Raw genomic sequence first — 13,708 nt, 5'->3', positions numbered from 1 at the left:
AAATGAGAAAATTAAAAATAGTATCATTTGTCTTTTCTACTATTGTTGTAATCAGTTGTAGCCAAAAAATCATTCAGCCAAAAGTTGCTTTTTCTCCAATGAATAGTTTGGAGACCAAAGTAGATTCAGTTTTGAAGTTGATGACATTAGAAGAGAAAATAGGACAACTCAATCAATACAATGGTTTTTGGGAAATTACCGGACCAACTCCAAAGGAAGGACAAGCTGCTAAAAAATATGCCGATTTAAAAAACGGATTGGTAGGTTCGATGTTAAATGTTAAAGGTGTAAAAGACGTTAGAGCATTGCAAAAAATTGCGGTGGAAGAAACCCGTATGGGAATCCCATTACTCTTTGGGTTTGACGTTATTCATGGGTATAAAACGATAAGCCCCATTCCATTAGCCGAAGCGGCGAGTTGGGATATGATTGAAATCAAAAAATCTGCAGCTGTGGCGGCTGAAGAAGCTGCTTCAGTTGGACTCAACTGGACATTTGCACCCATGGTAGATATTGCTCGTGATGCCCGTTGGGGCCGTGTGATGGAAGGAGCCGGAGAAGATCCTTATCTAGGTAGTCAAATCGCAATTGCTCGTGTACAAGGTTTTCAAGGCGATAATTTAAAAGCAAAAAATACTATTTTGGCTTGCGCCAAACATTTTGCAGGGTATGCTTTTGCCGAATCAGGGCGTGATTATAATACCGTTGATGTAGGGGAATCTACTTTGCAAAATATTGTTTTCCCTCCGTTTAAAGCTGCTTTGGATGCAGGTGTGCGCACGTTTATGAATTCTTTTAATGAACTGAACGGAATTCCAGCAACCGGAAACAAATACTTGCAAAGACAAATCTTAAAAGACGAATGGAAATTTGATGGTTTTGTAGTTTCTGATTGGGGTTCAATTAACGAAATGATTGCACATGGTTATGCAAAAGACAATAAACATGCTGCCGAAATTGCGATCAATGCAGGTTCAGACATGGATATGGAATCCAGTGCTTATGTTGCTCATTTATCCGAATTGGTTAAAGAAGGAAAGGTCAAAGAAAGCTTGATTGATGATGCTGCTAGAAGAATTTTGAAAGTAAAATTTGAACTAGGTCTATTTGATAATCCTTATTTGTACTGCGACGAAAACTATGAGAAAGAAACAGTAGGAAAACCAGCGTTTCAGGAAGCCGTTTTGGAAATGGCCAAAAAATCAATCGTATTGTTGAAAAATGAAAGAGAGCTTTTGCCACTTAAAAAATCAGGACAAAAAATTGTTGTTATTGGTGCTTTGGCCAATGATAAAACGAGTCCTTTAGGTAGCTGGCGTATTGCCGCTGATGATGAAACTGCAGTTTCATTGTTGGAAGGATTGCAAAAATATAAAGGAAATAACCTGTCTTATGTAAAAGGAGCTGATGTTTCTGTAGGGCGTACACAATTTGTTTGGGAAACCAAAATTAATACTACCGACAAAAGTGGTTTTGCTGAAGCAATCAAAGCTGCCAAAGGAGCTGATGTAGTGATTATGTCCTTAGGAGAGCACGGTTTACAATCTGGTGAGGGTAGGAGTAGAACAGATATTGGTTTGCCTGGAGTACAACAAGAATTATTGGAAGAAGTGTATAAAGTGAATCCAAATATTGTTTTGGTTTTAAACAACGGAAGACCTCTCGCAATTCCTTGGGCCGATGCTCATATTCCAGCGATTGTTGAAGCTTGGCAACTAGGAACACAAAGTGGTAATGCCATTGCGCAAGTATTGTATGGCGATTATAATCCAAGTGGGAAATTACCAATGACATTCCCTAGAAATGTAGGTCAAGTACCTATTTATTACAATTACAAAAATACGGGTCGTCCAGAGATGAATGAGCCAGAAAGTGTTTTTTGGTCCCATTATAGTGATGAAAAAAACACGCCTTTGTATCCTTTTGGATATGGATTAAGCTATACTAAATTCGAATATTCGAACTTGGTTTTAAACCAAAAATCATTTGCAGACAATGGGCAAATTGAAGTTTCTGTAACCCTAAAGAATACAGGAAAATATGCAGGTAAAGAAGTCGTTCAGTTGTATGTTAGAGATTTATTTGCCTCTATAACTCGTCCCGTAAAAGAGCTAAAAGGATTTGAAATGATTGAATTACAACCTAATGAATCTAAAAAAGTGACTTTTATAATCAATAAAAAAACGATTGAATTTTTCACAGCTAATTCTAAATGGGAAGCCGAAGCTGGAGATTTCAAAGTTTTTGTTGGTGGAAGTTCGGACAAGACTTTGACAGCTGATTTTCAATATCAAAATAACTAAAAGATGCATAAATTTTTAGTATTACTACTCATTAGTACGCTTTCTTTTGCACAACCAAAAGGAAAGAAATTAGTATGGGAAGAACAGTTTAAGGGAAAAGAATTAAACAAAAATAATTGGAACGTTGAACTAGGAGATGGATGCCCCAACTGTGGTTGGGGCAATAATGAACGCCAGTTGTACACCAATGACAATCATCAATTAATAGATGGTAAATTGGTTATTACCGCCAAAAAAGAAGCTGACAAATACACTTCTACCCGAATCAACACAAAAGGGAAAAAAGAATTTCAATATGGCTATTTTGAAACTAAAGCTAAATTACCTGTTGGTTATGGTGTTTGGCCTGCTTTCTGGATGCTCGGGGCAAATATTGACAAAGTAGGTTGGCCCAAATGTGGAGAAATTGATATACTTGAATATGTAGGTAAAGAACCTCATGTTGTTTTTACGTCATTACATACTCAAGACAGTCACGGAAATACGATTAACACCAAGAAAACAAAAATTGAAACTATCGAACAAGGTTTTCATCTGTATGCCATAGATTGGACAAAGGATAAAATCGATTTTTTTGTAGACAATAAATTGGTTTACACCTTTAGTCCAGTGACCAAAACCGAGGATATTTGGCCTTATAACCAACCTTTCTTTTTTTTAGTCAATATGGCAATAGGAGGTGACTTTGGAGGTCCAAAAGTCAATGATATGATTTTTCCTCAAGAGTTTATAATTGATTACATCAAGGTTTATCAATAAAATAAGAAAAAGAGAAGCATCTGAATGTTTCTCTTTTTTTTACTTCTAATAAAAAGTATTCATAGGATTGTATCTGTGAAAAATATTTTTTCGAGAAGTTCGTATTTTATTTTGGTATAATATCAACCTATGTTATTGTTTTTCAGGAGGTATTAATGAGTGAAACAAATATTTATTGTCATTAATTTGCATATTAAAATTAATATTTGTTAAATTTGTTAAATCTATTAACACTGAACAACCAAAGCCTATTTGATAAAATTACTTTTTTAGAAAAATTACTCCAAAATTTTAACAAAACTAAAAGGTAAATTATGGCTACTACAGAACTCTCAGATGCTTTATTGGTTAAGGATTATGTGACAGGGAATGAAAAAGCCTTGGAAATATTAATTAAGCGACACCAATCCAGAATATACGGTTTTATCTTCTCAAAGATTTCAGATAGGGATATCTCTAATGATATTTTTCAAGATACTTTCATCAAGGTAATAAAAACATTGAAATCTAATTCCTATAATGAAGAAGGTAAATTTCTTCCATGGGTGATGCGTATTGCTCACAATTTAATGATCGATCATTTTAGAAGAAATAAAAAAATGCCGATGTTTCGTGAAACTGAAGCTTTCTCTATCTTTTCGATTATGTCCGATGAATCGCCTAATATTGAAACACAAATTATCACTGACCAAGTAGAAAATGACGTCCGTAAGTTGCTAGAAGAACTTCCTGATGATCAAAAAGAGGTATTGATGATGCGTATGTATCAGGACATGAGTTTCAAGGAAATATCCGAAATTACAGGAGTAAGTATCAATACATCTTTAGGTAGAATGCGATATGCGCTTATGAATTTGCGAAAAGTGATAGACAAACATCAAATTGTACTAACGAATTAACAATATTTAGATAAATACTCCGTTCTAGTATAAAATAATTATACCCTGATATGGCAAAAATTTACTCTAAACAAAATGTTGCCCCAAAAGCAATAAAACCTAAAAAAGAAGTCATTTCTTTTTTGTTGAATTATTCTAAAGCGATGAATGTAATCAAGATTGACAATAAATATTTTGAAATTATTTCAAACTAAGTATTTTAATTTTCTTTAAACTATTGATATTCACTTGTTTGATGATTAAACTAAGTGAGTCTTTATTTTTTATAATAATTTTCAAGTACTGTTTTTCTACCGATTGTTTTGGTAATAATGTCCTTCTCTAAATGCCAACCACGTGCAGGAGAATATTCTCTACCATACCATATCATTTGCAAATGCAAGTCGTTCCAAGTGTCCTCAGGGAAAATTCGTTTGGCATCTTTTTCTGTTTGTTGTACATTCTTTCCGTTTGTCAAATTCCAGCGGTACATCAATCGATGAATATGGGTATCTACAGGAAAAGCAGGAACTCCAAAAGCCTGTGACATGACCACACTAGCGGTTTTGTGCCCTACGGCAGGTAATTCTTCTAGATATTCAAAACTTTGTGGAACTTCACCACTATGTTTATCAATCAAAATGTGAGACAATCCATGAATTCCTTTTGATTTCATCGGCGAAAGCCCACAAGGACGAATGATTTCCTTAATTTCTTCCACAGTCATTTTAATCATATCATATGGATTATCAGCTTTAGCAAATAATAAAGGTGTGATTTTGTTTACACGTACATCTGTACATTGAGCTGAGAGCAAAACTGCAATCAGTAGTGTATATGGATCTTTATGGTCTAACGGAATAGGAATCGTAGGATATAATTCTTTTAACGTATTTATAACAAATGTTACTCGCTCTTGCTTATTCATTATTGTAAATTTATATTTTGTAAAAATAATATAAATTTTACTTTGTGCCTAATCCAGCTGTCCATTACAAGTCCTCCTTCAAAAACTTTTTTTCTAAGTTTATAAAGGAGCTTCCTGCTGGTCGCTCTTTATAAACAAGAAAAAAATAAGTTTTTTCAGTCCGGGCTTTTCATTACCATCTGGGGCAAAGTAAAAGAGAAAAGAAGAAAGACAAAAATCAAAAGTCAAAATTGAATTGGAAAACCTATAAGTCATAGCTAATACCTTATAATTCATAACTCATAATTCATTAATTCATAACTCATAAAAATGACGACATTAAAACAAGGAGATAAAGCTCCAGCCTTTTCAGGAATGGATCAAGATGGAAAAACACATACACTATCTGATTACGCAGGTAAAAAATTGGTAGTTTTCTTTTATCCAAAAGCTAGTACCCCAGGTTGTACGGCAGAAGCTTGCGACTTAAGAGATAACTTTGAACGTTTTCAGGCTAATAATTATGCGCTTTTGGGGGTAAGTCCTGATTCAGCGGGTAGGCAAACTAAATTCAAGGAAAAATACAACCTTCCTTTTCCGTTGTTGGCTGATGAATCGAAATCGGTTATTGAGGCTTTTGGAGTTTGGGGGCCAAAAAAATTCATGGGTAAAGAGTATGATGGAATTTATAGAACTACTTTTATAATCAACGAAGGAGGAATAATAGATGAAGTTATTGAAAAAGTAAAAACGAAAGAACACGCCGCTCAAATTTTGAAATAAGTGTTGTAGCGTATGAAGTATAAAAAAAGTTCTAAAATAGATTTTAGAACTTTTTTTATACTTCATTATTTTTGACTTTTTAGAAGTATCACTGTCAATTAAGGGCTAAGATTTTATAAAATGTCCCATACTATTCATTTTGTATAGAACTACTTCAGTAGTAGTGTCTTTTACGGCTTTTTGACCAATAATATCACCCTCTTCGTTAAACAGTAGGCTGTCTATTGCTGATTTTTTCAAGGTAATAGTACCATTGCTATTTATTGAAAAATTACGGTAATATTCAGTTTCAAAGGTAAACCTACAATCGAGTAGTAAAGCGTCAACCTGAGCTCCAGACAGATAACTGTTTAACTGGATGTTCAATACTTTAGATCCATTTTCGCCATAAGAGATATAAGTAATTACTTTGTAGTTTGTTTTGTTTAAGTCAAAAGTGGTAGCAATAAAATATTTAAAATCAGCTGATTTATTGTAATCAAAGTCATTTTCTTTCACAGGAAAGGTGAGTTCTTTTACTGTAAATTCTTTGGGGTTATGAAGGCCAATTATTTGGTATTCGCTAAACTTAGGATTGAGTTTTAAATAGTTTTGTATAGCCGTAGAGCTATAAATAGTAGAGTCAGTAATAATAGCTTTAGTGGTTACGCTATCAGGATTTTTAGCATCTTTTTTACATGAAAAAAATACTAGTATCAAAATAAGGAAGGTTATTTTTTTCATTCTTTTATTTCTTTAAATTGAGGTTCATAATTTTGAACATGTAGATGGTGGTGATGATTGGTCGTCTTGTGTGTAATATGATGGAGGTATTTTGTCTTTTTTCGGACTGTATAAGTCCAACCTAGCATGTTTTTCCATCCAAATTTATATAAGGCATCATTCCATTTATTTTGCCTAGGGTAGTCTAATGAATCCGGGGAACTACTGATGTTTAAGCTTGTTCCTGCTCCACATTCTAAAGATTTATTCTTTCTAAGGTACTTAAAATCTCCGTTATTACCATTGATGTGACTTTTACTAGGTTTGGATGAGCCATCTTTGTGGCTAAACCCATTGCAACCAATGTCCAAATAGTTGACCTCTAGCATCGCTCCAAAAAAACTGGCTAACGTTTTTTCGTTGACATAAGATCTTGGCGAGTCGATGTTAAAATGATATTGAAGTTTTCCTTTTTTATAAGTTTTAGGGACTTCTTCAAGGTTGACAAGATTTACCGTTTCTCCTTCAGTACCTTTAAATTTGTGCGTTTTGTAGATCGTAAAATCTCCTAAATTATATTTCTTGCCTTTTTTATCAAAGTAAATATACCTGTATTTATTTTTGAATTCTTTAGTTATTTTTTTAGGAATTATTTTTTCAATTTTTCCATTATGATGAATTTGGTAAGTAACAACAGTATTGCTTTTTAGTGGATCGATTTTGTTTTTTATCTTGGATTTAATAGTGTCCCTCTTTGTACTAAAAATGGTGTCGATTTCAATATCTGCTAATTCAATCAATAATTTGCTTGAGTTTAGAGTGTTTATAGAGCGACTATCGTAAGAAAATGACTTGCTTATTGCAGGAGTGTGCAAGGAAGACATCAATAGGGTAATGGTAATTATTGAAAAATGTGTTATGCTGTAGGTTTTCAGAACGATTATTTTTGGTTTTGGATATTTAAATTAATTTTTATCCAAAAAGGTAACTAAATATAAAAGCAAGAATTTAATATATTCTTGCTTTTAGGAGTCTATTAGTGGTTTTCTTCTAAGAATTTACTTGATTGATATCCAAATAAATGATCTTTTTTGATTAGTTCAGCTACCCCTTCAGGTAACATTTGTTCCCAACCTGGTTTTCCGGTGTGAATCATTTTTAAAACTTCTCTAGAAAAAACAGTAAGGTTTTCGGGATCATAATCTTCAATATCGATTACTTTTCCGTTGAATTTAAAGAACTTGTACAGTTCTTTCATTCTGGGGTGTACTTTTAGGTTTTGTGATGTACCTATTTCTCCATTTTCATCCAGCATAGGGTATAAAAATACTTTCATATCACGGAAGAATAATTTCCCGAAGGCCTCGAGAATTCCACCACTCAAATGGCGGTAGTATTTCTCGTCAAAAATATCGATTAGATTGTTTACTCCCATAGCAAGTCCCATACGAGCTTTGGTATAATTAGAGAAATATTCTACGACTTTGTAATATTCTTGGAAATTGGAAATCATTACTGTTTGTCCTAGGGAGCAAAGCAATTCGGCACGATCCATAAAGTCACGTTCGTCAATTTCACCATCAGAACGCAAGTTAGAAAGTGTGATTTCAAAAATCACCAAGGTGTTTTTTTCGTCTACTTTTTTTTCCTTAAGGAACATATTCAATGATTTCTTGTACATGTCCATATTCACTTTAGTAACGGGACGGAAACTTCCCCTTAAAGCAAGGATGTTTTTCTTGTATAAGATGGCAGCGGGTAGTATGTTTTTACCATTAGGATTAAAGATAACGGCATCTGTCATTCCGTTTTTAACGAGTTGTAAACTCATTAAGCGGTTGTCAACATCTGCAAATCGAGGACCAGAAAAATTGATAGTATCAATTTCTAGTTGGTCTTTGTCCAGATGGTCATACAAATAACGCAATAATTTTTTAGGGTCATTGTATTTATAATAGGCACCATAAATTAAATTTACGCCCAGAGTACCTAGCGTTTCTTGTTGCAATCGAACATCTGTTTCCTTAAAACGAATGTGAAGTATGATTTCATTATACGCTTCATCAGGTTCTATTTGATAGCTGATACCTACCCAGCCGTGACCTTTGAATTGTTTAGCAAAATCAATAGTAGCAACAGTATTCGCATAGCTAAAGAACATTTTATTTGGATGTTTGTCACGGTTTAGTCTATGTTCTATTAAGCTTACTTCGTGAGAAAGCATTTTCTTAAGGCGACTTTCAGTTACATAACGGCCATCCTTTTCATCTCCATAAACGGCATCACTAAAGTCTTTGTCGTAAGCGGACATCGCTTTTGCAATCGTTCCAGAGGAGCCTCCAGCTCTAAAAAAGTGACGCACTGTTTCTTGTCCGGCACCAATTTCGGCAAAAGTTCCGTAAATGTTTTCGTTTAAGTTGATGCGAAGAGCCTTGTCCTTGATGGAAGGTATTTGTTCGATGACTTTGTCACCTTTTAATTTAATGTCAGTACCCATTTTTTTTGTGTAAAATTGGCGAATATGTCACAAAGTTAATGAATTTGATAACTAATGAAAGAGATTTAATGTTATTTTTGTAAAAAAAATAAAGAGATTTGAAAGTATATTTTTTAGGAACAGGAACCTCTCAAGGGATTCCAATAATAGGTAGTGATCATCCTGTGTGTCTCAGCACTGATGAGAAAGATAAAAGATTACGGGTGTCTATTTGGATTCAATGGGGAGAGCACTCGTATGTAGTGGATTGTGGTCCTGATTTTAGACAACAAATGTTAAGAGCCAACTGTAAAAAAGTAGATGGGATTCTTTTTACACATGAACATGCTGATCATACGGCAGGTATTGATGATATTCGTCCTTTTAACTTTAGACAAGGTGAAATGCCTTTTTATGGGCATCCAAGGGTTATCGAGAATATTAAAAAACGTTTTGATTATGTTTTTCAAACCGAAAATAAATACCCGGGGGCTCCTTCTGTTAAAACCTTTGAAGTAACGAATGGTTATCCTTTTGTTTTAGGGAATAAAACAATCATTCCAGTAGATGTCTTACATGGTGACTTACAGGTTTTTGGGTATCGAATTGATGATTTTGCTTATCTAACAGATGTGAAAACTATTGAAGAAAAGGAAATTTATAAGCTTCAAAACCTAAAAGTTTTGGTAGTGAATGCTTTACGTGAAGAACCCCATTTTTCACATTTTAATTTGCAGGAAGCGCTGGATTTTATTGCATTGGTGAAACCAGAAAGAGCCTATTTGACACATATAAGCCACATCATGGGTTTTCATGAAGAGGTACAAGGAAAATTACCAGAAAATGTTTTTCTGGCTTACGATAATTTAGAAATTACTTTATAATTATATTTTAAAATGAAAAGATCATTATTACTCTATGTTTTTATTTTGTTGGTACTTATCAATGTTTTTACTTACGCTTATTACAATTCAGAAGTTAAATTCGAGCAAGAGCGTTATACAAGAGTGACCAAGAAACTGAAAGACAGCTTGAATGCTGTTGCTGCTAAATTGACTGATGCTAACTATTTTTCATTAGATAAAAATGAAAATGCACAAAACTATTTTGAAAATAGTAATCCGGATAAAACGATACTATATGAAAAATTAATTCCGCATGTAACGGAAAAGTTGATGGATTTTAATTCCAATCCCAAAGGGAATCCTTATTCAGGTCAAGACCAAATAGGCACGAATAAATTTATAATCAATAAAGTTAAAATTCTCAATCACCGTTGGATTATCGTAGATTATAGCGACGGTGAAATTTGGGGAGAAGCATTATTGAAATATTTTGTTAATGATGACCAAAGTTTGTCTTTTGAAGTCATTCAGTCATTGTTGTATCAGAGGTAGGAGACTAGTTTTATAGTTTTAAAAAAAGTAGCAACTAATACATTTGTGTTAGTTGCTACTTTTTTTATGCGATTTTTCAAATATTTTGTCAAGTAGAAGCAACGTGTTAACATTTTTTTATATATTTACAAAGTTCAATATTGAAACTTGTTTCTTATTTGGATCTAAATTGTGTTTTATAGAAAATGATTAATTTTAGTTAAATGCGTTTGTTTTTCATTGAAATCATTGCTTTTGATCAATGATTAAAAGTTTATTTAATTTAATTCTTGATAGCTTCAGGGTAAATTAGAACTGAATAGAGGTAATTTTTAGCTAAAGTAATATCTTAAATTTATGTTAATTTGATTAATTAAAGAAATACGCACTTTATAAGACTAGAGTTGCCATTACTAATAACCTACATTAAACAAAAAACCATATTAAAAACCAAAACAACTAAAAATTATGAAAAAAAGAATTTCAATTTATTTGAAAAAAAGCACCTACTTAGGTCTTTTCTTGGCATTGATGAGTGTTCAAGAATTTTATGCTCAACAAGTTTCGGGTCGAGTGACAGACGAGACTAGTCAAGGAGTTCCAGGGGTTAACGTACTCAAGAAAGGAACAAAATCAGGAGTTTCAACAGATATTGATGGAAAATTTACCATTGGTGCTAAAGAAGGAGATGTGTTGTTAATCTCATTCATAGGTTATAATCCCCAATCTATTAAAGTAGGAAAGTCAAATACAATTAATGTTAAGTTGGCACCAGATGTAGCTTCTTTAGATGAAGTAGTCGTAATTGGATACGGAACAGCGAAGAAAAAAGATGTTACAGGTGCTGTAAGTCAGGTTACTGCTAAGTCATTTGCAGATCAGCCTGTTGTACGTGTTGAAGAAGCACTGCAAGGTAGAGCCTCTGGTGTAATGGTTTCTAGATCTAGTGGTGCTCCAGGAGGGGAAATTAAAGTACGTGTGAGAGGGGTAAACTCTATTACAGGTAGTAATGATCCGCTTGTTGTAATCGATGGAATGATTGGAGGAGATTTAAGTACTTTAAATCCAAACGATATTGCTTCGATGGATGTTTTGAAGGATGCTTCTGCTACTGCTGTTTACGGGGTTCGAGGGTCTAATGGTGTGATTGTGATTACTACCAAAAAAGGTTCGGGTAAAGGAAAAATTAATGTAGATTATTTTACGTCTATCGCAACCATCCCAAAATACCTACCAACATTGGCTGATAATGTAGGGGATTTTGCTCGAATTGAAAATGCTCGTAGAGGTACTGCTTTCTATACAGCGGCAGATATTGCTGCAATTGAAGCACAAGGCGGGACAAATTATCAAAGAGAAATATTGAAAACAGGAGTTTCAAAAAATTTACAAATTTCAGCAAGTGGATCCGAAGGGAAATTAAGATATTTTATTTCTGGTAACTACAATAATATTGAAGGTATTGTGATCAATACAAATGCCGAAAAGTTTGCTGCACGTTCAAATGTTGAAGCTCAAGTAAATGATAAGTTAAAAGTAGGGCTCAACCTATTTGTAAACCGTTTTCAAAACCATAATAACTTTGAAACTTTTGGTACTACACAAGGTAGTATTATCTACAAGGCTTTGACATGGGATCCAACTACTCCTGTTTACAATACAAACGGAGAATACAATTTGCGTTCTATAAGGAGTGTAGCTTCTTTGAACCAAAACCCTGTTTATACTTTAAATAATAGTGATTTTCAACAAATTCAAGATGTGTTGAATGCTACTTTTAACTTAAGTTATGATATATCAAAAGATTTTACTTACAGTTTAGTTCTTGGATCTGCGATTAATAACAATAGTACTCAAAACTATTTTGTTGAGAATAATAATAACCTCCCATCTGCGGGTTTTAATACAAACAAATTTACTTCGTATCAAATGTCTAATATTTTGACATGGCATAAAGAATTTGGGAAACATGACTTGAAAATTACAGGTGTTCAAGAGTATAATAACTCTAAAAACTACATCAATTCATTTTCTGGATTAAATATTAAAGGTCCAGTAGGCTACTATTTTGCTCAATTTGCTGATGCATCTAGTAAAAATTACGCTAGTAATTTTGCACAACAAGAACTTCAGTCTTTTATGCTTCGTGGTGAATATATCTTCAATGACAATTTGTCCGTTACTTTGACTACAAGACGTGATGCTTCTTCGGTTTTTGTAAAAGATAATAGAGTAGGATACTTTCCTTCAGCAGCTGTAGGATATAGCCTTGATGAATTTTTACCAACGGAAAGTGTCGTTAATTCTTTGAAATTAAGATTAGGTTGGGGACAAGTTGGTAATCAAAATATTGGTGCCTATGCAACTGATACAAAATATAATAATGTTTCTTATTCTTTTGATGGAACAACAGCAACTCCAGGTGTTTATTTGTTGAATTACGGAAATAAAGAACTGAATTGGGAAACAACATCGCAATCAAACTTTGGTATTGATTTGGGGTTCCAAGATAGAAGAGGTAATTTAAGTGTTGATATCTATAAAAAGTTAACTACCGATTTATTACTAAATAACCCTTTATCCGGATTAGATGGAGGAGGAGGAGCTGGTGGTGCAGCACGTGGATTTATAACTAGTAATGTTGGTGAAGTAAGTAATAAAGGTATAGACGTTAATTTGGGGTATGACCTATTTAAAAATGAGGATTTTACTTGGAATTCAAATGTTTCTGTTTCGTATGTTAAAAACAAAGTAGAAAAATTGAGTGATGGTAAAACTAAAATCGACGGAACCTTTATTGCACCAGGTGGACAATCTAGAGTGTTAAATGTTATTGAATTAGGGCAGTCTTTAGGACAATTGTATGGTGCAACCTTTTTAGGTACTTGGAAAACAGGCGATGTTATTCCAGTAAGTAAAACTACAGGTACTGCCGCAGGTGTTCCTGGTCAAGCAAAATATGTACTTGATGCTGATAATAATGTTGCCTTTGGTGCTATTGGTAACGGTACGCCAACAACTTTTATAGGTTGGAACAACACTTTGAGCTATAAAAACTGGAATTGTAACATTTTTATTCAAAGTGTTTCTGGTGCAGATATTTACAATATGACACAAGCAGGTATTAACGGTGGTGCTGGAGATGCTAGAAGTTTCTTGTCTTCAGAACAAGTAAACCAATGGACTTCAACAAATCAAACAGATGTACCTACTAATTCAATTTTTGCAAATTCTTCTAAATTTTTAGAAAATGGAAACTTTATAAGATTAAGTAACTTAAATATTGGATATACATTTAAAGACTTTGCTGGTTTTAAAAATACTTCACTTAAAGTATATGCGTCAGGACAAAATTTATTCTTGATTACTAAATATTCAGGCTACGACCCAGAAAATACAACTACTAGGTCTGAGCAAGGTACTTCAGATGTTACAGCAGGTATTAATGCAGGAGCATTTCCAACTCCAAGAACATATACATTGGGACTTAAATTTCAATTGTAGTAGTAATCATTTGTTTAAAA

Annotated in this window: 12 protein-coding genes; 8 read left to right on the top strand and 4 right to left on the bottom strand. The window is 33.5% G+C overall.

The features are described from left to right. Positions 1-2 precede the first annotated feature (2 nt). From bglX to ABZP37_RS15875, 4 genes are all read left to right on the top strand, one after another. Positions 3-2,303: a beta-glucosidase BglX gene (bglX, locus tag ABZP37_RS15890; RefSeq protein WP_366184078.1), complete on the top strand. Its 2,301-nt coding sequence runs from the start codon at positions 3-5 to the stop codon at positions 2,301-2,303. A gap of 3 nt (positions 2,304-2,306) precedes the next feature. Continuing rightward, on the top strand, positions 2,307-3,062 hold the full coding sequence (locus tag ABZP37_RS15885) for a glycoside hydrolase family 16 protein (protein ID WP_366184077.1): 756 nt from the start codon (positions 2,307-2,309) through the stop codon (positions 3,060-3,062). A gap of 314 nt (positions 3,063-3,376) precedes the next feature. Continuing rightward, positions 3,377-3,961: a sigma-70 family RNA polymerase sigma factor gene (locus ABZP37_RS15880; RefSeq protein WP_366184076.1), complete on the top strand. Its 585-nt coding sequence runs from the start codon at positions 3,377-3,379 to the stop codon at positions 3,959-3,961. Between the two features lie 50 nt (positions 3,962-4,011). Further along, positions 4,012-4,155, top strand: coding sequence for a hypothetical protein (locus ABZP37_RS15875; RefSeq protein ID WP_366184075.1), 144 nt, complete (start codon positions 4,012-4,014; stop codon positions 4,153-4,155). A gap of 62 nt (positions 4,156-4,217) precedes the next feature. On the opposite strand, the gene nth is transcribed toward ABZP37_RS15875, so the two are convergent. Then, a complete protein-coding gene (gene nth, locus ABZP37_RS15870) occupies positions 4,218-4,868 on the bottom strand; it encodes an endonuclease III (RefSeq protein WP_366184074.1) in 651 nt (216 codons plus the stop codon). A 309-nt stretch (positions 4,869-5,177) separates the two neighbouring features. Between nth and bcp the strand changes: the two genes are divergently transcribed. Continuing rightward, on the top strand, positions 5,178-5,630 hold the full coding sequence (gene bcp / locus ABZP37_RS15865) for a thioredoxin-dependent thiol peroxidase (RefSeq protein WP_366184073.1): 453 nt from the start codon (positions 5,178-5,180) through the stop codon (positions 5,628-5,630). Between the two features lie 105 nt (positions 5,631-5,735). Here bcp and ABZP37_RS15860 read toward each other — a convergent pair whose 3' ends face one another. The 3 genes from ABZP37_RS15860 to ABZP37_RS15850 form a co-directional block, all read right to left on the bottom strand. Further along, positions 5,736-6,353, bottom strand: coding sequence for a hypothetical protein (locus ABZP37_RS15860; RefSeq protein WP_366184072.1), 618 nt, complete (start codon positions 6,351-6,353; stop codon positions 5,736-5,738). After that, complete coding sequence (locus ABZP37_RS15855; RefSeq protein WP_366184071.1) at positions 6,350-7,216, bottom strand: hypothetical protein; 867 nt, start codon at positions 7,214-7,216, stop codon at positions 6,350-6,352. Before ABZP37_RS15855 ends, ABZP37_RS15860 begins: the two co-directional genes overlap by 4 nt. Positions 7,217-7,368: 152 nt before the next feature. Beyond that, a complete protein-coding gene (locus tag ABZP37_RS15850; RefSeq protein ID WP_366184070.1) occupies positions 7,369-8,829 on the bottom strand; it encodes a TonB-dependent receptor in 1,461 nt (486 codons plus the stop codon). A gap of 98 nt (positions 8,830-8,927) precedes the next feature. Here ABZP37_RS15850 and ABZP37_RS15845 point away from each other — a divergent pair, with 98 nt between their 5' ends. The 3 genes from ABZP37_RS15845 to ABZP37_RS15835 all read left to right on the top strand — a co-directional run bounded on the left by ABZP37_RS15845 (position 8,928) and on the right by ABZP37_RS15835 (position 13,688). Beyond that, positions 8,928-9,692, top strand: a complete 765-nt coding sequence (locus tag ABZP37_RS15845) for an MBL fold metallo-hydrolase (RefSeq protein ID WP_366184069.1) — start codon at positions 8,928-8,930, stop codon at positions 9,690-9,692. A gap of 12 nt (positions 9,693-9,704) precedes the next feature. Then, positions 9,705-10,205: a hypothetical protein gene (locus tag ABZP37_RS15840; RefSeq protein WP_366184068.1), complete on the top strand. Its 501-nt coding sequence runs from the start codon at positions 9,705-9,707 to the stop codon at positions 10,203-10,205. A gap of 447 nt (positions 10,206-10,652) precedes the next feature. Next, positions 10,653-13,688 (top strand): SusC/RagA family TonB-linked outer membrane protein, encoded by a 3,036-nt coding sequence (locus ABZP37_RS15835; RefSeq protein WP_366184067.1) that lies wholly within the window; start codon positions 10,653-10,655, stop codon positions 13,686-13,688. Positions 13,689-13,708 lie beyond the last annotated feature (20 nt).

Source organism: Flavobacterium ovatum (assembly GCF_040703125.1).
In the GTDB taxonomy this organism is placed as follows: domain Bacteria; phylum Bacteroidota; class Bacteroidia; order Flavobacteriales; family Flavobacteriaceae; genus Flavobacterium; species Flavobacterium ovatum.
This window is presented reverse-complemented; position numbering and strand designations above follow the sequence as displayed.